At 69.9% G+C, this 19,167-nt stretch carries 21 protein-coding genes; 17 read left to right on the forward strand and 4 right to left on the reverse strand.

The window, feature by feature from the left end:
- Positions 1 to 182: 182 nt before the first annotated feature.
- Complete coding sequence (locus HKK72_RS07165) at positions 183 to 824, forward strand: bifunctional DNA primase/polymerase (protein ID WP_187233523.1); 642 nt, start codon at positions 183 to 185, stop codon at positions 822 to 824.
- A 44-nt stretch (positions 825 to 868) separates the two neighbouring features.
- Here HKK72_RS07165 and HKK72_RS07170 read toward each other — a convergent pair whose 3' ends face one another.
- A complete protein-coding gene (locus HKK72_RS07170; protein ID WP_187233460.1) occupies positions 869 to 2,608 on the reverse strand; it encodes a protein kinase domain-containing protein in 1,740 nt (579 codons plus the stop codon).
- Between the two features lie 106 nt (positions 2,609 to 2,714).
- Between HKK72_RS07170 and hemL the strand changes: the two genes are divergently transcribed.
- The gene (gene hemL, locus HKK72_RS07175; protein ID WP_187233461.1) at positions 2,715 to 4,004 is read left to right on the forward strand and encodes a glutamate-1-semialdehyde 2,1-aminomutase; all 1,290 of its coding nucleotides are present in this window, start codon (positions 2,715 to 2,717) and stop codon (positions 4,002 to 4,004) included.
- A 10-nt stretch (positions 4,005 to 4,014) separates the two neighbouring features.
- Here the strand turns inward: hemL and HKK72_RS07180 are convergent, their stop codons facing one another.
- Positions 4,015 to 4,968, reverse strand: a complete 954-nt coding sequence (locus tag HKK72_RS07180; protein ID WP_187233462.1) for an EamA family transporter — start codon at positions 4,966 to 4,968, stop codon at positions 4,015 to 4,017.
- Between the two features lie 73 nt (positions 4,969 to 5,041).
- On the opposite strand from HKK72_RS07180, the gene HKK72_RS07185 reads away from it, so the two are divergent.
- The 6 genes from HKK72_RS07185 to ccsB all read left to right on the forward strand — a co-directional run bounded on the left by HKK72_RS07185 (position 5,042) and on the right by ccsB (position 10,673).
- Positions 5,042 to 5,965, forward strand: coding sequence for a LysR family transcriptional regulator (locus tag HKK72_RS07185; RefSeq protein ID WP_187233463.1), 924 nt, complete (start codon positions 5,042 to 5,044; stop codon positions 5,963 to 5,965).
- A 71-nt stretch (positions 5,966 to 6,036) separates the two neighbouring features.
- On the forward strand, positions 6,037 to 6,675 hold the full coding sequence (locus tag HKK72_RS07190) for a histidine phosphatase family protein (protein ID WP_187233464.1): 639 nt from the start codon (positions 6,037 to 6,039) through the stop codon (positions 6,673 to 6,675).
- Positions 6,676 to 6,726: 51 nt separating this feature from the next.
- Entirely contained in the window at positions 6,727 to 7,311 is a 585-nt protein-coding gene (locus HKK72_RS07195; RefSeq protein WP_261986618.1) for a TlpA family protein disulfide reductase, read from the forward strand.
- Positions 7,312 to 7,372: 61 nt separating this feature from the next.
- Positions 7,373 to 8,125 carry a cytochrome c biogenesis CcdA family protein gene (locus HKK72_RS07200; RefSeq protein ID WP_261986619.1) on the forward strand — a complete coding sequence of 251 codons (753 nt, stop codon included), beginning with the start codon at positions 7,373 to 7,375 and terminating at the stop codon, positions 8,123 to 8,125.
- Positions 8,125 to 9,687 carry a cytochrome c biogenesis protein ResB gene (locus HKK72_RS07205; protein ID WP_187233465.1) on the forward strand — a complete coding sequence of 521 codons (1,563 nt, stop codon included), beginning with the start codon at positions 8,125 to 8,127 and terminating at the stop codon, positions 9,685 to 9,687. Before HKK72_RS07200 ends, HKK72_RS07205 begins: the two co-directional genes overlap by 1 nt.
- 5 nt (positions 9,688 to 9,692) lie before the next feature.
- The gene (gene ccsB, locus HKK72_RS07210; RefSeq protein ID WP_315987124.1) at positions 9,693 to 10,673 is read left to right on the forward strand and encodes a c-type cytochrome biogenesis protein CcsB; all 981 of its coding nucleotides are present in this window, start codon (positions 9,693 to 9,695) and stop codon (positions 10,671 to 10,673) included.
- A 330-nt stretch (positions 10,674 to 11,003) separates the two neighbouring features.
- Here the strand turns inward: ccsB and HKK72_RS07215 are convergent, their stop codons facing one another.
- Entirely contained in the window at positions 11,004 to 11,309 is a 306-nt protein-coding gene (locus HKK72_RS07215; protein ID WP_187233466.1) for a PLDc N-terminal domain-containing protein, read from the reverse strand.
- Between the two features lie 310 nt (positions 11,310 to 11,619).
- On the opposite strand from HKK72_RS07215, the gene HKK72_RS07220 reads away from it, so the two are divergent.
- Together HKK72_RS07220 and HKK72_RS07225 are read left to right on the forward strand one after the other, a co-directional pair.
- Positions 11,620 to 12,306 (forward strand): hypothetical protein, encoded by a 687-nt coding sequence (locus HKK72_RS07220; protein ID WP_315987125.1) that lies wholly within the window; start codon positions 11,620 to 11,622, stop codon positions 12,304 to 12,306.
- A 10-nt stretch (positions 12,307 to 12,316) separates the two neighbouring features.
- The gene (locus HKK72_RS07225; RefSeq protein WP_187233468.1) at positions 12,317 to 12,577 is read left to right on the forward strand and encodes a hypothetical protein; all 261 of its coding nucleotides are present in this window, start codon (positions 12,317 to 12,319) and stop codon (positions 12,575 to 12,577) included.
- A 60-nt stretch (positions 12,578 to 12,637) separates the two neighbouring features.
- On the opposite strand, the gene HKK72_RS07230 is transcribed toward HKK72_RS07225, so the two are convergent.
- Positions 12,638 to 12,841 (reverse strand): BldC family transcriptional regulator, encoded by a 204-nt coding sequence (locus tag HKK72_RS07230; protein WP_187233469.1) that lies wholly within the window; start codon positions 12,839 to 12,841, stop codon positions 12,638 to 12,640.
- A gap of 395 nt (positions 12,842 to 13,236) precedes the next feature.
- Between HKK72_RS07230 and HKK72_RS07235 the strand changes: the two genes are divergently transcribed.
- The 7 genes from HKK72_RS07235 to HKK72_RS07265 all read left to right on the forward strand — a co-directional run bounded on the left by HKK72_RS07235 (position 13,237) and on the right by HKK72_RS07265 (position 19,128).
- Positions 13,237 to 13,506, forward strand: coding sequence for a DUF4229 domain-containing protein (locus HKK72_RS07235; protein WP_187233470.1), 270 nt, complete (start codon positions 13,237 to 13,239; stop codon positions 13,504 to 13,506).
- Positions 13,507 to 13,515: 9 nt separating this feature from the next.
- Complete coding sequence (locus tag HKK72_RS07240; protein ID WP_187233471.1) at positions 13,516 to 14,226, forward strand: demethylmenaquinone methyltransferase; 711 nt, start codon at positions 13,516 to 13,518, stop codon at positions 14,224 to 14,226.
- Positions 14,227 to 14,404: 178 nt separating this feature from the next.
- Positions 14,405 to 15,676 carry a geranylgeranyl reductase family protein gene (locus HKK72_RS07245; RefSeq protein WP_187233472.1) on the forward strand — a complete coding sequence of 424 codons (1,272 nt, stop codon included), beginning with the start codon at positions 14,405 to 14,407 and terminating at the stop codon, positions 15,674 to 15,676.
- A 139-nt stretch (positions 15,677 to 15,815) separates the two neighbouring features.
- Positions 15,816 to 16,175, forward strand: coding sequence for an NADH-quinone oxidoreductase subunit A (locus tag HKK72_RS07250; protein ID WP_187233473.1), 360 nt, complete (start codon positions 15,816 to 15,818; stop codon positions 16,173 to 16,175).
- 28 nt (positions 16,176 to 16,203) lie between these two features.
- Positions 16,204 to 16,761: a NuoB/complex I 20 kDa subunit family protein gene (locus HKK72_RS07255; RefSeq protein WP_187233474.1), complete on the forward strand. Its 558-nt coding sequence runs from the start codon at positions 16,204 to 16,206 to the stop codon at positions 16,759 to 16,761.
- Between the two features lie 215 nt (positions 16,762 to 16,976).
- Entirely contained in the window at positions 16,977 to 17,675 is a 699-nt protein-coding gene (locus tag HKK72_RS07260; RefSeq protein ID WP_187233527.1) for an NADH-quinone oxidoreductase subunit C, read from the forward strand.
- Positions 17,676 to 17,817: 142 nt separating this feature from the next.
- Complete coding sequence (locus HKK72_RS07265) at positions 17,818 to 19,128, forward strand: NADH-quinone oxidoreductase subunit D (protein ID WP_187233475.1); 1,311 nt, start codon at positions 17,818 to 17,820, stop codon at positions 19,126 to 19,128.
- Positions 19,129 to 19,167 lie beyond the last annotated feature (39 nt).

The following is a 19,167-nucleotide window of genomic DNA, read 5'->3' on the forward strand; positions in this document are numbered from 1 at the left end:
TCACTTAGAACCGTATACGGGGGTTGGTGCGTCTCGCTCTGACGCCGCAGGTCATTATCGGTAAGAGGTGGCAGATGATGGTGGGTGTCGCCTGACAGGTGTCTTCGATGCATACGGCGACGCGCCGGGGGAACGCACGGACACCGTGGTCGCTCGGCGCCCGCCGGTGGGGGAGAGCGATGATGCTGGCAGTCTCGGGAAGCAGGCGGCAGCGGGCCCGTAACCGCATGGTTGCGGCCGTGCGCGGCTACGCCGCGTTGGGCTGGGCCTGTACTCCCGGAGCACATCCGGTGACGGGGGGCGACCGGGCGTGCTCGTGCGACCGGGTCGGCTGCCCCGATCCCGGCGCGCACCCGGTATCGGCCACCTGGGGACTTCAGACCGGGGCCGACCCGGACGCGCTCGCACGCCGATGGAGCGAGTGGCCCCAGGCCAACATCATCCTGCCGACCGGCCGGGTCTTCGACGTCTTCGACATCCCCGCCGCCGCCGGCGTCATCGCGCTCGACCGGATCGACCGTGAGGACGTGCCGATCGGCCCGGTGGCCGACTCGGGCGGTCAGCGCCACCTGTTCTTCGTCGCCACCAGGGGCGCGCCCGACGATGAGCAGGAGTGGTGGTCCTGTCACCTCGACTGCTCCCCGGAGAACGTGGCCGAGACCCCGGGGATGCGGTGGCACTGCCGCGACAGCTACGTCGTCGCACCGCCCTCGGTGCTGCCGTACGGCCGTGAGGTCAGCTGGATCCGCCCGCCCGTCGGAGCCGCCCTGCCCGACCCCCTGCGGCTGCTCGAAGTTCTCGCCGACAGCTGCGAACAGATCTGAGGCGCCGCCCCGCCTCTCACTGCCGCCAGAGCACCGTCCGAGCGCTATCTCGGCGCGTTGATCGAGACTTTGCGGCCCCAGTTCGAATAGTTCGTACGGAAGACCTGAACGCGGGCCCGGCCGCCGAGGCGCGGGGTGACCGTCACCTGCAGACTGCGGGGCAGGAGGTCGGCGCCGACCCGCACCGTGAAGGCGACCCGGGCGCCCCCGGCCGACCCGGCGAACGGCGCGTACAGCCGGCCGACGGAGCCGTCGCGGACCAGGGTTGCCAGCGGCGCGGTGCCGGTGTACGACAGCCCCGACCGCTTGATCGCCCCGCTCGACCTGAGCAGCGCGAGGATGTTCTGCACGGACGCGCTCCAGCGGGCCTGAGCGGCCATGGAGGCGTACGCGTGGGTGGCATCGGACCGGGCGGCGTGCCGTACAGCGGGCAGCGGATGCCAGCCGCGGAGGGCGACGTAGGCGGTGTCGCCGACCAGCACGGTGCGGACCCTGCGGGCGTGGGGATCGCGCCGGACCGGTGACCAGACCGTCATGTCCGAGGCCGTGGGCCCGCCGGAGGTCAGCGACAGGGCCCCGAGGGCGGCGATGGCGTTGCCGCAGCAGGCGTCCCGGCGGTGGGCGAAGGAGGCCGCCCGCTTCTCCGCCGCCGCGTTGCCGATCGCGTCGGCCAGCGCGGCCGGAGTCTGGGGGAGCGGTGTGCCCTCCGGCGATGGCATGCCCGACGCGGCCGGCGCCCGTGACGGCACCGGGACACTGCTCCGCACCGGCGTCGCCCGGTCGTCGGAGCGCATGCGCAGGCCCACCACGGAGGCGATGGCGACGATGAGCACGGCGGCCAGCGCGACCGCGCCGAGCACCGGCCAGCGCCGGCGCGTAGTGCGGGGACGCGCGGCCGAACCGCTGCTGCGGGCCGGCGGCGCCGGGTTGTACGGCGCCGCGGCGGCGTCGGCCGCCAGCTTGGACAGCCGGTCGCGGCCCTGGGCCTCCCAGGCCGGCCCGTACGCCGCGACGGCGGCCTCGTCCAGGGTGGTGAGCAGGTCGGCCGCCGACCTGGGACGGTCGCCGGGCGCCTTGGCCAGCCCGGCGGCCACCAGGCCGCGCAGGGGCTCGGGCAACGCCTGTACGGGCACCTGGTCGCCGCGGTGCGCCTTCGCCAGCGCCCCGAGGTTCTTCGTGGCGAAGGGCGGCAGGCCGGTGAGGCACTCGACGAACACGGCGGTCGCGGCATAGAGGTCGCCGGCCGCCCCGGGCGGTGCGCCGTCCCAGAGCTCGGGGGCGCGGTAGGCGGCCCCCCTGGCGTCGGAGCCGTCGCCCGCGGTGACGGCGACATCGGTGAGCTTGGCGGCCCCGGATCGGTCGATGAGGACGTTCGAGGGGCTGTAGGCGCCGTGTGCGATCCCCGCCTCGTGCAGCGCCGCGAGGGCCATCAGCGATCCGCCGAAGATCACCAGCGCGGCCAGCGGACCGGTCGGCCCCTGGGTGTCCAGCAGCCGGGCGAGGCTGACCCCGTCGACCATCTCCATGATCACCGCGGCGCCCTGCGGGGACTCCACGTACTCATAGACCTGGACCAGTCCTGGGTCCTCCAGCCGCGAGAGCAGCCTGGCTTCGCTGCTGAAACCGCGCTGGAACCGCTCGTCCCGGCGCAGCCGTTCATCGAGGTACTTCACCGCCACGGGTGTCTGGGTGAGGTCGTCCACCGCCTGGACGACCCGGCCCGAGTGGCCGGCGCCCAGCTCCCGCACATGCGTGAAGCCCGGAACCGTCCAGTTCTCAGTCACGTTGTACCCCTCCGAGTCAATAGCCCCTTTGGTGGGATATCGGCTGGTGGACGGCGCGGTCAAGGGGCTTGACCGGATCGGAATCCAGGGCTGAGAGACTGGCGCCGTGACTTCGAGCAACCGATCTCAGCAACTGTTCGAACGGGCCACCGCCGTCGTGCCCGGCGGCGTGAACTCGCCGGTGCGGGCCTTCCGTGCAGTGGGGGGCACGCCCCCCTTCATGGTGTCGGGGCACGGCCCCTATCTGACCGACGCCGACGGCAACGAATACGTCGATCTGATCTGCTCATGGGGGCCGATGATACTTGGTCACGCCCACCCCGCCGTCGTCTCGGCGGTACAGGGGGCGGCGGCGCGCGGCACGTCCTACGGCGCGCCCACACCGGGCGAGGTGGAACTCGCCGAGGAGATCGTCGCGCGGACCCCGGTGGACAAGGTCCGCCTGGTCAACTCGGGCACCGAGGCGACCATGTCGGCGATCCGGCTGGCCCGCGGATTCACCGGCCGGTCCAAGGTCGTGAAGTTCGCCGGGTGCTACCACGGCCATGTCGACTCGCTGCTGGCGGCCGCGGGAAGCGGCGTGGCGACGCTCGCGCTGCCCGACACGCCCGGAGTGACCGGGGCCACGACGGCCGACACGATCGTGCTGCCCTACAACAGCGTGACCGCCGTCGAGGCGGCGTTCGACGAGTTCGGGCACGAGATCGCCTGTGTCATCAGCGAGGCGTGCCCGGCGAACATGGGCGTTGTGCCACCTCTCGAGGACTTCAATGCGCTTCTGAAGTCGCTGTGCGAACGCCAGGGCGCACTGCTGATCATGGACGAGGTGCTCACGGGCTTCCGGGTGTCCGCCTCGGGCTGGTACGGCAGGGAGGGCGTCGCCGGTGATCTCATGACCTTCGGCAAGGTCATGGGCGGCGGGCTCCCCGCGGCGGCGTTCGGCGGCCGCGCCGACGTCATGGACCAACTCGCCCCCTCGGGCCCCGTCTACCAGGCGGGCACGCTGTCGGGGAACCCGCTCGCCACCGCCGCGGGCCTCGCCACGCTCCGCAACGCCACCGACGAGGTCTACGCCAAGCTCGACCGGGCGGCCTCGCTCGTGGCCGCCTGGGCCACGGAGGCGCTGGCCGAGGAGGGCGTGCCGCACCGGCTGCAGACCGCGGGCAACCTGTTTTCGATCTTCTTCGGCGACGGTGAGGTGCGCGACTTCGAGGCGGCGCGCAAGCAGAGCACCGAGGCCTACGCCGCCTTCTTCCACGCCGCCCTCGCACGCGGGGTCTACCTGCCGCCGTCGTCGTTCGAGGCGTGGTTCCTGTCCGCTGCCCACGACGACGCCGCGCTGGACCGCATCGCCGAGGCACTCCCGCACGCCGCACGCGCCGCGGCCGCGGCATAGGGACGTTCCGTCAATGGTGTGTTCGGTGGCCCTCATCGGGGCCACCGAACACACCCGTGACGTTCGTGAGGCGCTCTCTCGCCGGCGTCGGCGGTCTTCTGGCGCGGAGGCCGCCCACCGCCACCCCGCCGAGGATGAGGACGGCCGCGAGCAGCCGCGGTGCGCTGAAGCGCTCGTCGAGCAGGAGCGCCGCGGAGGCGAGGCCGAACGGGGGTACGAGCAGCGAGTACATGGCCACGACTCCGGCGTCGTAGCGCCGCATCAGCCGGCCCCACAGCCCGAAGCCGACCAGCGTGGACATGTAGGCGATGTAGGCCAGCGCGCCCAGGCCCATGAGAGAGAGCCCGCTGAGCGCCTCCAGACCCGCACGAGGCCCTTCGAACACCAGTGAGAGGGCCAGCAGCGGCAGCGGTGGCACGAGCGACATCCAGACCATGAAGGCGAACGCGTCGGGCTTCGGGTCGTGGGACTGGTTCATGCGTCGCATGCCGATGTTGGCGAGGCCCCACATCGCCGCGCCCGCGACGCACAGCGCGAAGGCCGCCGGCGGGCTCGACTGCTCCAGGTCGGCGCCGATGAGAGCCACGCCACCGAAGGCGACGATCATGCCGGACGCCTGCATCGGGTGCAGTCGCTCACCGAGCAGTACCCCCGCGAACAGGACGGTGAACAGCGCCTGGGTCTGCAGCACCAGTGAGGACAGACCCGCCGGCATGCCGAGGTGCATGGCGACGAACAGCAGGCCGAACTGCCCGACCCCGAGCGGCAGGCCGATCAGCGCGAACCATCGCCATGGCAGGTCCGGACGGCGTACGACGAGCACGGCAGGGAAGGCGGCTGCCATAAACCGCAGCGCCGCGAAGAGCAGCGGCGGAAAACTGTCCAGGCCGACCTGGATCACGACGAAGTTGAAGCCCCAGACGGCAGCGATGAAGACGGCGAGCGAGATGTGGCGGGGGGTCATGGGTGGATCATCACCGAGTTCCACACTTAAGAACAAGGTAGTATTTCTCCGGAGATGGGTTTAGTATCGCTTCATGCTGGACTTGGATCGGCTCCGTGCCCTCCACGCGATCGCCTCTCACGGCTCGGTCAGCGCCGCCGCCGACGTACTGCACGTCACCACCTCGGCCGTCTCGCAGCAGGTCGCCAAGCTGGAACGGGAGACCGGCCAGAAGCTGCTCGAACGCAACGGCCGAGGGGTACGGCTGACCGACGCCGCCGAACTGCTCGTGGGGCACGCCGACCGCATCCTGTCCCTCGTGGAGGTCGCGCAGGCCGACCTCGAGGCGCACCGCGGCGCCGTCGTGGGCGAACTGGCCCTCGGCGCCTTCCCCACCTCCGCACGCGGGCTCGTGCCACCGGCGATCATCCGGCTCCGGTCAGAGCACCCCCAGCTGCGGGTGCTGCTGCAGGAGTACGACCCGCTGGAAAGCGTCGCCATGGTCACCCGCGGCGACCTGGATCTCGCGGTCGTACAGGACTGGAGCAACCAGCCGCTCGTCATCCCCGAGGGGCTCCGCAAGGGCGCGATCTGCGACGACATCGCCGATGTGGCACTGCCCGCCGACCACCCGCTGGCCGACCGGGAGTCGATCGAGCTGAAAGAGCTCGCCGGCGACCCGTGGATCAGTTCCACGGCCGGGACGGTCTGCTCGGGCTGGCTGACCCACACGCTCCGGGCCATCGACAGCGAGCCGCGCATCGAGCACATGGCCTACGAGTACGCCACCCAGCTCGCGCTCGTCGGAGCCGGGCTGGGCGCCTCGATGCTGCCCCGGATGGGCCGCTGCGACGTACCTCCCGGCGTACGGGTGCTGTCCCTGCGGCCCCTGCTCACCCGCCGCGTCTACGCGATCTGGCGCGAGGAGGCGGCCCGCCGCCCCGGCATCCGCGCCGTCATCGACGCCCTGCGCGCCGTGGCCCCGCCCCCGCCCCCGGAGCTCACCGCCGAGGACTGAGGCCCGGCGCCATGCGGGGCCCGCGGGTCAGCGGCCGTGCCGGGCGAGGGCGCGGGTAGTCTTGTCGCGCCATGAGTGAGAAGACCATCGTCCACCTGCTGCGTCACGGTGAGGTGCACAATCCCGAGGGCGTCCTCTACGGGCGGTTGCCCGGCTACCACCTCAGCGAGGACGGCGTGCTCATGGCGAAGGCCGCCGCCAAGTGGTTCGCCGGGCGCGACGTGGCGGCGCTGTTCTCCTCACCGATGGAGCGGGCCCGCGAGACCAGCGAGCCGCTCGCCGAGACCTTCGGCTTGCGGGTGACCACCGACGATCGGCTGATCGAGGCGGCCAACCGCTTCGAGGGCATGACCTTCGGGGTCGGTGACGGATCTCTGCGCCGTCCGGCCAACTGGCCGTCCCTGTACAACCCCTTCCGCCCCTCGTGGGGGGAACCGTACGACGAGATCGCCTCGCGCATGCTCGAGGCCGCCGCCGACGCGCGGGACGCGGCGCCGGGTCGCGAGGCCATCTGCGTGAGCCACCAGTTGCCGATCTGGATCGCCCGGCGCCGGGCCGAGCGGCGAAAGCTGTGGCACCACCCGACCCGGCGGCAGTGCCAGCTGGCCAGCGTCACGAGCTTCGTGTACGAGGGCGGCCGCCTCGTGTCGGTCTCGTACGCGGAACCGGCCGCCGCGCTGATTCGTCGACCCAGTGTGCCGGGTGCCTGACAGGGCCTGCACAATAGAGCCGAAGTACTACGTCTCGTAGTGGAGAGTGCGTTGGACGCCCGACCCCTGCCCACCCATGCCCTGGCCGGCATCCTCGCGGCCGTCGCGCTGCTCTCGGGCTGCACCGCCACCCAGGCGTCCGGGCCGGCCGGCAGCGACTCCCGCTACGTGGCCGGTAACGGTGACTCGCAGGTGATCAAGCCCGCCGCCCGCAAGGCGGGGCCACGGGCCGAGGGCGCCACGCTCGACGACAAGCCGTTCAAGCTCGCCGACCTCGAGGGCAAGGTCGTCGTGATCAACTTCTGGGCCTCCTGGTGCGCGCCCTGCCGGGCCGAGGCGCCCGCGCTCGAGAAGGTCTACACCGACAACAAGGCCCGCGGCGTCGAGTTCGTCGGCGTCGACATCAAGGACGGCAAGACGCCGGCCAAGGCGTTCATCCGGAGCTTCAAGGTCGGCTATCCGAGCGTCTTCGATCCGGACGGCCGGTTCACGCTGGCCTTCCGCGACATCCCGCCCAACGCCGTGCCGAGCACGCTGGTGCTCGACCGCCGAGGCCGGGTGGCCGTGCGGATCGTGGGCTCCACGACCTACTCCAAGCTGACCCCCCTGGTGACCCAGGTCGCCGCGGAGAAGTAGTGCCGATGCGAGGGAAGCCACCGCCTCCAGGGCGCCCCGAGCCGCCGAGCGGAGCGAGGCCATGAGCGCGGCCATGGGGGTCGCGGACACCGTCACCAGCGGATCGCTGCTGGTGGCGCTGCCGGTCGCCGTGCTCGCCGGGCTCGTGTCGTTCGTCTCCCCCTGCGTGCTCCCGCTGGTGCCGGGCTATCTCTCGTACGTCACCGGCATGTCCGGCGCCGACCTGGCCCGGCAGCGGCGCGGCCGCCTGCTCGCCGGTTCGGTGCTGTTCATCGCCGGCTTCACGGTGGTCTTCGTGAGCGCGGGGCTGGCCTTCGGCGGTCTGGGCCGCTGGCTGCTGGCGTACGCCGACCCGATCACCCGGGTGCTCGGCGTGATCACCATCCTGTTCGGGCTGGCGTTCATGGGCTTCGTCCCCGGGCTCCAGCGGACGTTCAAGTCGAGCCGGCTGCCCACTGCGGGCCTGGTCGGGGCGCCACTGCTCGGAGTGCTGTTCGGCCTCGGCTGGACGCCCTGCATCGGGCCGACGCTGGCCGCGGTGCAGTCACTGGCGTTCACCGAGGCGAGTGCCGGGCGCGGCGCGGTGCTGTCACTGGCCTATTCGCTCGGGCTCGGGCTGCCGTTCGTCGCCACGGCAGTGGCCTATCGCAGGGCGCTCGGCGCCTTCGGCGTGATCAAGCGGAACTACCAGGTCGTCATGCGCGTGGGCGGTGGGATGCTCGTCGCGATCGGCCTGCTCCTGGTCACCGGTCTGTGGGGCGAGGTGATGATCTCGCTCAAGGGCTGGATCGGCGGATTCGAGACGGTGATCTGATGGGATTCCTCGGCTGGCTGCGCTGGGGCTGGCGCCAGCTCACGTCCATGCGCACCGCGCTCATCCTGCTGTTCCTGATCGCGGTGGCGGCCGTCCCGGGTTCGGTGCTGCCGCAGCGCGGCGTGCATCCCGAGAACGTCGCCCTGTACTTCCAGGACCACAAGACCCTCGCGCCCTGGCTCGACCGGTTCTCGATGTTCGACGTCTTCGCCGCGCCGTGGTTCGCCGCGATCTACATCCTGCTCTTCGTCTCGCTCTCCGGGTGCGTGATCCCGCGGCTGTGGAGGCACTACCGGGCCATGCGGGCCCGGCCGCCGAAGGCGCCGCGCAATCTCGCCCGGCTGCCGCAGTCGGCGACGTACGAGACCGACGCCGCCCCGGCCGAGGTCCTCGACCAGGCCCGCGAACTGCTGCGCGCGCGCCGGTTCCGGGTCGACTCCGGTGACGGGTCGGTCGCGGCCGAGAAGGGCTTTCTCGGTGAGACCGGCAACCTGATCTTCCACCTGGCCCTGCTCGTCCTGCTGTTCGCGATCGGGATGGGCTCGGCCTTCGGCTACCGCGGCAACGTCCTGCTCACCGAGGGCACCGGCTTCTCCAACACGCTCACAAGCTACGACGCGTTCAAGCCGGGCAGCCGGTTCAGCCCCTCGCGGCTCGCGCCGTTCTCCATGTCGCTGGACGACTTCCAGGCCAGCTACGTCGCCCAGGGCTCCCAGCGCGGCCAGGCCGTCGAGTTCCTCGGCAAGGTGCGCTACAAGGCCACCCCATCGTCGCCGGAGCGGCCCTACGACCTGCGGGTCAACCACCCGCTCGACGTCGGCGGCGCCAAGATCTACCTGCTGGGCCACGGTTATTCGCCGACGTTCACGGTGCGGGACGGCAAGGGCCAGATCGCCTTCGAGGGAGCGGTGCCGTTCCTGGCGATGGAGCAGCGGACGCTCACGTCCGAGGGCGTCATCAAGGTGCCCGACGCGCGGCCCGCGCAGCTCGGCTTCATCGGGGTCTTCTGGCCGACGGCGGTGGCCGACGCGCAGGGCAAGGCGGTGTCGGCCTTCCCTGGCGCGGCCAACCCGATGGTCGCGCTCCAGGCCTTCGCCGGAGACCTCGGCCTCGACTCAGGCACGCCGCAGTCGGTCTACAAGCTCGAAGGCATCCCCGACCGGCTCAAGCCGGTCAAGACGGCGGTGAAGCCGCTCAGGGTCGGAGAGACGCTGACCCTGCCGGACGGCGCCGGCGCGGTGACCTTCACCGGCTACAAGGAATGGATCAGCCTCGCCATCAACGACGACCCGGGGCGGCTGCCCGCGCTCGGCGCGGCCGCGATCGCGATCCTCGGTATCGCCACCTCCTTCCTGGTCCGGCGCCGCAGGGTATGGGTCCGTGCGCGCACCGCGGACGGTGGGCATACGGTGGTCGAGGTCGGTGGCCTGACACTCGGGAACCCGACGGCCGAGTTCGAGGAGATCGTCGAGCGGCTCCGTGAGGACGAGGCCGCCCGGTCACGATCCTCGGGCGGGGAGGCCGTCCCCGCAGGCACGGCCCCAGACAAGACAGAGGAGTGACGAGCGTGGTCGACACTGAACTCGCGAACCTGAGCAACCAGCTCATGCTGGGCACCGTGCTCATGTACGTCGTCGCAATGTTCGGTTATGCGGCCGACCTCGCCTTCGGGCACCGCCGGAAGGCCGCCGAAGAGGCGGTGGCCGAGGAGAAGGTCCTCGTCGGCGCGGGCGGCCCCGAGACCGGTACGGCGACGCCCGCCGGCGCCACGGCGACGGAGATCACCGACGGAGATGACGCCGACGAGGACGACACCCCCTACAAGCGCGAGGTCGACTGGGGCCGGTTCGCCGTCCTGTTCAGCGTCCTCGGCTGGGGCCTGCACCTCGGCGCGCTCGTCGCCCGTGGGATGGCGGTGGAGCGCTGGCCCTGGGGCAACATGTACGAGTTCGTGGGGGCCATCACGTTCGCCGCCGTGACCGCGTTCCTCGTGCTGCTCGTCCGGCAGCAGGTCAGGTTCCTCGGCGCCTTCGTGATGCTCTTCGCCGTCGTCGCGCTCGGCATCGCGACGCTCTGGCTCTACACCGACGCCGGCCCGCTGGTGCCCGCGCTGAAGTCGTACTGGATCGCCATCCACGTGACCGCCGCGATCACCGCGACCGGAGCCTTCACCGTCGCGGGACTCTCCACCGTGCTCTATCTCGCCGCCTCACGCGGCATGGCCGGAACCGGCCGCCTGCCCGGGCCCGAGGCACTGGACCGCCTCGCCTACCGCGTCACCATGTTCGCGTTCCCGATCTGGACGTTCGCCATCATCGCCGGCGCGATCTGGGCCGACGCGGCATGGGGCCGCTACTGGGGCTGGGACCCCAAGGAGATCTGGTCGTTCGTCACCTGGGTCGTCTACGCGGGCTACCTGCACGCACGCGCCACCGCCGGCTGGAAGGGACGCAAGGCCGCGATCGTCTCGCTCGTCGCCTACGGCTGCCTGCTGTTCAACTTCTTCGGCGTCAACTACATGTTCTCGGGCCTGCATTCGTACGCGTAGCTGTGTTCATGGCCGCGCTGTGTTCATGGCCGCGCCTCCGGCGCGGCGGCGAGTAGGCGCTTTGACGCGGCGTCTTCCCTCGTCGCTTAGTCGCTCGTTCCTCGCTCCTGCGCTCCTCAGTCCAGACGCCGCGCGCCTGCTCGCAGAGCAACCTCTTCGGCACCGCCGACCCGGAGGGCCTCACTTACGCGCATTGACTGGAGGGTCTGCTCGGGGCGCGGCGCTGTCTGGACTGAGGAGCGAGCGAGTGCGAGGAACGAGCGCTCGTGAGCGACGAGGGAAGACAGCGCCTCAAAGCGCCCCGAGCCGCCGCGCCGGAGGCGCGGCCGACTACTCGTCGCCGCGGATGCGGCGCTCCAGGTTGCGGAGGAACTCGGGGTCGTCGTCCGGGCCGCGGGGGAGCTCCCGCTGCTCGGGGTCGGGGGAGGTGGTGCCGGACCAGACCTGGGCGGCCGGCTGCCGGGGACGTCCGAAGCCCATCCAGACAAGGGCGCCGATCCAGAACCCGAGCAGAACGATCAAGAACCAACCGAACTTGGGCAGGTACCGCACGGCCGCCTCATCCGTGGTCAGCACGTCGAACAGGCAGAAGAGCCAGACACCGAGTGCGATCAGGGCGAGGAGGACATAGAACATGCCCGCAGCGTAACCCGTTCTACGTGGGGATGACGTCAAGTCAGGTTCGGCCTTACCCTGCCAGAAGCGACAGCGAGGACAGGCCCGGCGAGTCCTGTCCGGGTTGCCGCGGAGACCCGGTGAGGGGAGCGCGATGCGATATTGGGGCACACACCGCAAGTCCCGAGATGCACGAGATGCGGCATATGCCTCGTCACCCACCGATCACAAGCCCGAGCACAAGGCCACGAGGCCACGGCGCACCCAGCCCCGCGACGCGCTCGGCCGCTTTCGGAAAGCGGGCCGCGATGACAGGTACGCGGTCGAGACGGTGGAGCGCCGCCCGACCTGGCGCGACTTCGAACTGCGCGACGAGCCGCCGCGCACCCGCTCGCATCCGCCCGACGCCCCGATCCGGCCGGACGGTCGTCGGCACTGTGGCTCGCTGGAGAGCATCATCTATCGGCAGTGGGACGCACGGGAGGGCCTGCCGCCGCCCGACGTGGTCAGGGCCATCGACAGCCTGGCGTCACTGCCCGAGCCGCTGAAGGAGAAGCTGGCCGAGGGGGTCGACGGGATCTACATCGGTCCGGGCGGGGTGCCCGATCTCGACGACATGTCCCATCTCAAGGGGCGGCCGTTGCCGTCCGGAAAGGCGACCTGGGACATCTGCGCCGGGGCTTACGGCGATCGCAAGATCATCGTGGGTGATCAGCCGTCACCGACCCCGGACGTCATGATGCACGAGGTGGGGCACGCTCTCGACGACATCGACGGGGGCGACGGCGGCTGGCAGTCGGACACTCCCGAGTTCCGTGCCCTGTACGCCGAATGCCTCCCGCATCTGGCGAGTGACTTCCACCTTCAGCCGAACGATCTTGGCCGCCGGGAGTTCTTCGCGGACGCCTTCGCGGCGATCGGCGCGCGGCAGCGCCCGGCTCTGGTGGACATGCTGGGCGGCAACATCCGGACGGCGCTCAACGTGATGCTCTTCTTCAATCGCCGGTACGGAATGTAGGTGACCGAAGATGTACGTGATAAGACTCACCAACGGGAACCTGCGGGTGCCCCATAGCGCCGTTCTGGAACGCGGGGCGGGTGAGGAGGGCGGCCAGGTCATCGGCCAGGCGTACGTGGAAATCGGTCCTGAGGACCCGGACTACGAACGACTCGCCGGGCAGGCGCTCACTCTGGAGGAACTGGAGCGGAAACGGCGTCAGTGGCAGGATGGCGACGAGGCACTGCTCCGACAGTTCGAGGAGTGGAAGGCCCAGCAGAATGACGACTGATGTCGTCTGGTCCGTGAGTGCTACGCAAGGGGGGTTCTGCGCGACACGGACCCAGACGACTCAGCGACTGACGTGCTCCGCGACGGGCTCTTCGCCGCGCAGTAGTGCATGCACTTCGGATTCCCGAAAACGCCGGTGTCCGCCCGGAGTCCGGATGCTGCTGATCCGGCCTGCGGCGGCCCATCGGGTCACGGTCTTAGGGTCGACCCGGAAGAGCGCAGCCACCTCTCCGGGGGTCAGCAGGCGCTCGCTCGTGCTTTCCACGTTTCTCTCCCCCTTTGTCCCGCTCTCGGTGCGGGTGGACTGTTTCTAAGTGTGCCGGGTCAAGACCGATTTCTCCCTTGTTTTCGGAAAACATCACGGTGTGTAGTTGCGTGACCAGGAGAAATAACTCGAAGTAAATATGATATATCGCTCAGCCGTCACGATGATCTTTGTATACCCGCCGTGTAACCCTTAGGACAACCAGTTACCGGCGAGTTGTGGACAACCGCTTAGGCTTCGACCCATGTCTGAGCTAGTGACCGTAGCGGAGATTGCGCAAGCGGCACGCCGATTGCGCGGGCTCGCTGAGCGAGCACCGCTCGCCGCGTCGAACTCCGGCCGTTCCCCGGGGCGGGTGCCGTCTCGGTCCGCGCCCGGCATAACCTGAAGGTGCCATGCGATCCGTACTCGCCTATTCCGCCGCCCGGGTGCTGCTGTTCTTCTCGACCGCCGGGGTGCTCTTCCTGCTGGGCGCCCGCGGCCTGCTCCTGCTGGCGCTCGCCGTGCTGATCAGCGGGCTGATCAGCTTCGTGCTGCTGGCCCGGCAGCGCGACGCCATGTCGGCGGTCGTGTCCGAGAACGTCCGCGACAAGCGCCGCAGATTCGAAGCGGCGAGGTCGCGTGAGGACGGGCCTGATGATCCTGGGACGTCGCCGCCCGCCTAGGCTGGCGCCATGACCCGCGCTTCCCTCGACAAGCAACCGGCCGACGTCGCGGCGATGTTCGACCGCACCGCCGAGCGCTATGACCTGCTCAACGGCCTCATGACGGTCGGGCAGGACCGCCGGTGGCGGGGGCTGGTCCGCAAGGCCGTCGACGCCCGTCCGGGCGAGCTCATCCTCGACCTGGCCGGCGGCACCGGCACCTCCTCGGTGCCCTTCGTGGCAGCGGGCGCACGCTGCGTCACCTGTGACTTCTCGCTCGGCATGCTGCGGGTCGGAGCACGCAGGAACAGCGCCGCCAGGTCCACCGGCCGGCTCGGCTTCGTCGCCGGCGACGCGCTGCGCCTTCCATTCGGCGACGGCGCCTTCGACGCCGTGACGATCTCTTTCGGGCTGCGCAACGTCGCCGACACCGGCCAGGCCCTGCGCGAGATGCTGCGGGTGACCCGCCCCGGAGGGCGGCTGGTGGTCTGCGAGGTCAGCCGTCCGCCGAACGCGGTCCTGGCGTTCGGCCACCGGCTGCACCTGAAGTACGGGCTTCCGCTACTGGCGAAGGCCAGTTCCAACCCCGACTCCTACACCTACCTGGCCGAGTCGACGCTGGCCTGGCCGGACCAGGCCGCGCTGGCCGCCAGGCTGGGGGACGCGGGCTGGGAGTCGGTGCGCTGGCGCAACCTCTCGCTCGGCGTCGTCGCACTGCATCATGGTCGGAAGCCGGCGTGATCGCCGCATCGCTGTGATGGTCTCGCAGCGGCCGGACAGGGTCGGGCCGGGACGGTCACGACAGGGTGATCGCATAGTAAGGACTCCCGTACCCCTCATACCCCAACCAGGAGTAGGCTCCATAACGAAGCATTTGTGAAGCCCTTCACAAGCGAACGAGCGGAACAAGAGGACGAAAGTGACGGACTCCGCCCGAGAAGCCGATGTCATCGTCGTGGGGGCCGGCCCTGCAGGGTCGACGACGGCCTATTACCTCGCCCAGGCGGGCCTGGACGTGCTGTTGCTCGAGAAGACCGAGTTCCCGCGGGAGAAGGTCTGCGGCGACGGTCTGACTCCGCGCGCCGTCAAAAGCCTCGTCGGTATGGGCGTCGACCTCGACGCGCCCGGCTGGGTGCGTAACAAGGGCCTGCGCATCTACGGCGGCGGGGTCCGCCTCGAGTTGCCGTGGCCGGAGCTCGCGAACTACCCCGACTTCGGGCTGGTGCGCACCCGTCTCGACTTCGACGAGATCCTCGCCGACCGGGCGGTCAAGGCCGGGGCCCGGCTGCACCAGCGCACCAACGTCACCGAGCCGATCGTCGACGAGCGCACCGGGCGGATCACCGGAGTGATCGCCAAGCAGAACGGCGAAGAGATCACGTTCTCCGCGCCGCTGGTGGTGGCCGCCGACGGCAACTCCTCCCGGCTCTCGCTCGCCATGGGCCTGCGCAAGCGCGAGGACCGCCCGATCGGCGTCGCGGTGCGCCGCTACTACGAGAGCCCGCGGCACGACGACGACTACCTCGAGTCCTGGCTGGAGCTGTGGGACCGGGACGAGAAGGGCGAGGCCCGGCTGCTACCCGGCTACGGCTGGGTCTTCGGCGTCGGCGACGGCACCTCGAACGTCGGCCTGGGCCTGTTGAACACCAGCAAGGGCTTCGGCAACACCGACTACCGGGCGATGCTCAAGCGCTGGGTCGCGAACATGCCCGAGGAGTGGGGCTTCGTCGAGGACAACGCCACCGGGCCGATCCGCGGGGCGGCGCTGCCGATGGGCTTCAACCGGCAGCCGCACTACACCAGAGGCCTGCTGCTGGTCGGCGACTCCGGCGGCATGATCAACCCGTTCAACGGCGAGGGCATCGCCTACGCCATGGAGTCCGGGGAGTACGCGGCGGACGTGATCGTCCAGGCGCTGGCACGACCCACCCCGGCGCAGCGAGAGCGCGCCCTGTACGACTATCCGAGGGTGCTCAAGGAGGCGTACGGCGGTTACTACACCGTCGGACGGGTGTTCGTGAAGGCCATCGGCGACCCGCGAGTGATGAAGTTCGCGACCACGCACGGCCTGCCGCACCCGACCCTGATGCGGTTCACTCTGAAGCTGCTCGCCAATCTGACGGATCCGCGAGGCGGCGACGCGATGGACCGGATCATCAACGCCATGTCCAAGCTCGCTCCGGCGGCATGACCCCCCGAGGAACGAAGGAATGATCAGCCTGCCTAGGATGGGAATCCCGGCCGTGACCTCGGACATGTCCTGGGCCGAGGCCGGTCGTCCATGCGTGGTGCACAGGGCCGTGCGTACCGAGAAGGGGGTGTAGGAACCCGTGGATCTCTATGTGCCGATCGTCGTGCTCGGTGTGCTCGCGTTCGGCTTCGCCGCCGTCTCGGTGGTCATGGGCTCGTTCACCGGTCCGAAGCGCTGGAACCGGGCCAAGCTCGACGCCTACGAGTGCGGCATCGAGCCGACGCCGCAGCCGGCGGGCGGCGGCCGGTTCCCGGTGAAGTACTACCTCACGGCGATGCTGTTCATCGTCTTCGACATCGAGATCATCTTCCTGTACCCGTGGGCGGTCGCCTTCGACAGTCTCGGAATGTTCGGTCTCGTGGAAATGGTGCTGTTCATTCTCACCGTCCTGGTCGCGTACGCCTATGTCTGGCGGCGTGGCGGTCTGGAGTGGGACTGATGGGTCACTGCGTGGAGGGAGGCCCGCAATGGGCCTAGAAGAGAAGCTCCCCAGCGGTTTCATGCTGAGCACGGTCGAGCAGGTCGTCGGGTGGGCGCGTAAGAGCTCGGTGTGGCCGGCGACCTTCGGGCTCGCCTGCTGTGCCATCGAGATGATGGCCACCGGCGACCCCCGGCACGACTTCTCCCGGTGGGGAATGGAACGTGCCTCCGGTTCGCCCCGGCAGGCCGACCTGATGATCGTCGCGGGCCGGGTCAGCCAGAAGATGGCCCCGGTGCTCCGGCAGATCTACGACCAGATGGCCGAGCCCAAGTGGGTCATCGCGATGGGCGTCTGCGCCTCCAGCGGAGGCATGTTCAACAACTACGCCATCGTCCAGGGCGTCGACCACATCGTTCCGGTCGACATCTACCTGCCGGGCTGCCCGCCGCGGCCGGAGATGCTGCTCGACGCGATCCTCAAGCTGCACGACAAGATCCAGAACACCAAGCTCGGCGCGCACCGCCGCGAAGAGATCAAGGTGCTGGAGGAGTCGCGGCTGAAGTCCCTCCCGCTGCTCGGCCAGTCGGGAGTGGGGGCGGTATGAGCGACGAGAACAAGCCCCAGGACCCGGCGCCCCAGGACAAGCAGATGCTGGGCAAGGCGGCGCAGGACAAGCAGGCGCAGGACAAGCTGCCCCAGGACAAGCCGGCCCAGGACAAGCCGGCGCAGGACAAGGCGCCCCAGGACAAGCCGGCGCAGGACAAGGCGCCCCAGGACAAGCCGGTGGAGGGCAAGGCGGTGCAGCAGCCTCCGGCGCAGATGGCCGACCAGGCCGCCGACCAGCTGCCCGCGCAGAAGCCGGCCGACCGCCGCGAGCAGCCGGTGGCGCGTACCGGCATGTTCGGGGCCCAGACCACTGGCGACACCTCCGGGTATGGCCGGCTGGTCATCCGGCAGAGCCCGAAGGTCTCCAGCCCGCGGCCGTTCGGCGGCTACTTCGACGAGGTGGCGGGCGAGCTGGAGCGCCAGTTCCCCGGTTTCGCCGACGCGATCGAGCGGATCGTGGTCGACCGCGGCGAGATGACGCTGTACGTCAGGCGCGCGCATCTGCTCGAGGTCGCCCGTACCCTCCGCGACAGCCCGGAGCTCCGCTTCGAGCTCTGCACCGGGGTGTCGGGAGTGCACTACCCGAAGGACACCGGCGCCGAGCTGCACGCGGTCTACCACCTGCTGTCGATGACGCACAACCGGCGTATCCGGCTCGAGGTGACCTGCCCCGACGAGGACCCGCACGTCCCCTCGGTCGTCTCGATCTACCCGACCAACGACTGGCACGAGCGCGAGACCTACGACTTCTTCGGGATCATCTTCGACGGGCACCCGGCCCTCACCCGGATCGAGATGCCCGACGACTGGGTGGGACACCCGCAGCGCAAGGACTACCCGCTCGGCGGCATCCCGGTCGAGTACCGAGGTGCCGAGATCCCTCCCCCCGATGAGCGGAGGTCGTACGTATGACGACGACGGGACACGACACGGGCACCGCGCGCGGACGCGCGGCCGCACGAGGACCGCAGGTGCGGCCGAGGAACGAGGCCGCGCCGAGGATCCGAGAACGGGCCGCATCCCGGCGTCCGCGAGCGGCGAGCGGAGCGAGCGAATGAGCACGGAGACCACCGAGGGCAAGGTCTTCAACGTCGCCGGCCAGGACTGGGACGACGTCGTCGAAGGCGTTGCCGACGGTGACGACGAGCGCCTCGTCATCAACATGGGGCCGCAGCACCCGTCGACGCACGGCGTGCTCCGGCTGGTGCTGACGCTCGACGGTGAGACGGTGAACGAGGCCCGGGTGGGCATCGGCTACCTGCACACCGGCATCGAGAAGAACATGGAGTTCCGGACGTGGACGCAGGGCACCACGTTCTGCACCCGGATGGACTACCTCGCGCCGATCTTCAATGAGACGGCGTACTGCCTCGGCGTCGAGAAGCTGCTCGGCATCACCGACCAGATTCCGGAGCGGGCCCAGATCATCCGGGTGATGATGATGGAGCTCAACCGGATCTCCTCGCACCTGGTGGCCATCGCCACCTTCGGCCTGGAGCTCGGTGCCACCACCGTCATGCTCAACGGGTTCATCGAGCGCGAGTACACCCTCGACATCTTCGAGCTGGTGACCGGTCTGCGGATGAACATGGCGTACGTCCGGCCGGGCGGCGTCGCGCAGGACCTGCCCCCTGGCGCGCTCGAGAAGATCCGCGAGTACCTGGAGCGGATGCCGAAGCGGATCAAGCAGATGCGCAAGCTGCTCGATGCCAACCCGGTCTATCTCGCCCGCACCAAGGACATCGCCTATCTGGACCTGACCGGGTGCATGGCGCTCGGCATCACGGGTCCGGTGCTGCGCGCCTCGGGCCTGCCCTGGGACCTGCGCAAGTCGCAGCCCTACTGCGGCTACGAGAGCTACGAGTTCGACGTCCCCACGCAGGACACCTGCGACGTGTACGGCCGCTATCTCGTGCGCATGCAGGAGATGGAGGAGTCGCTGAAGATCATCGAGCAGTGCGTGGACCGGCTCGGCTCGGTCAAGGGCCCGGTGATGGTCGAGGACAAGAAGGTCGGCTGGCCCGCCCAGCTGGCCATCGGGGCCGACGGCATGGGGAACTCGCCGGCGCACATCGCCCATATCATGGGCACCTCGATGGAGGCCCTGATCCACCACTTCAAGCTGGTGACCGAGGGCTTCCGGGTCCCGGCCGGCCAGGCCTACGCCGCGGTCGAGTCACCGCGCGGAGAGCTGGGCGTCCATGTGGTGAGCGACGGCGGCACCCGGCCGTACCGCGCGCACTTCCGCGATCCGTCCTTCACCAACCTGCAGGCGACCGCCGCGATGAGTGAGGGCGGCATGGTGGCGGACGTCATCGCGGCCGTGGCCAGCCTCGACCCGGTGATGGGGGGAGTGGACAGGTGACTGGGGAATCCACCGGCTGGGAGCCGGAGACACGCGAGG

Source organism: Actinomadura sp. HBU206391 (genome assembly GCF_014323665.1).
In the GTDB taxonomy this organism is placed as follows: Bacteria; Actinomycetota; Actinomycetes; order Streptosporangiales; family Streptosporangiaceae; genus Actinomadura_C.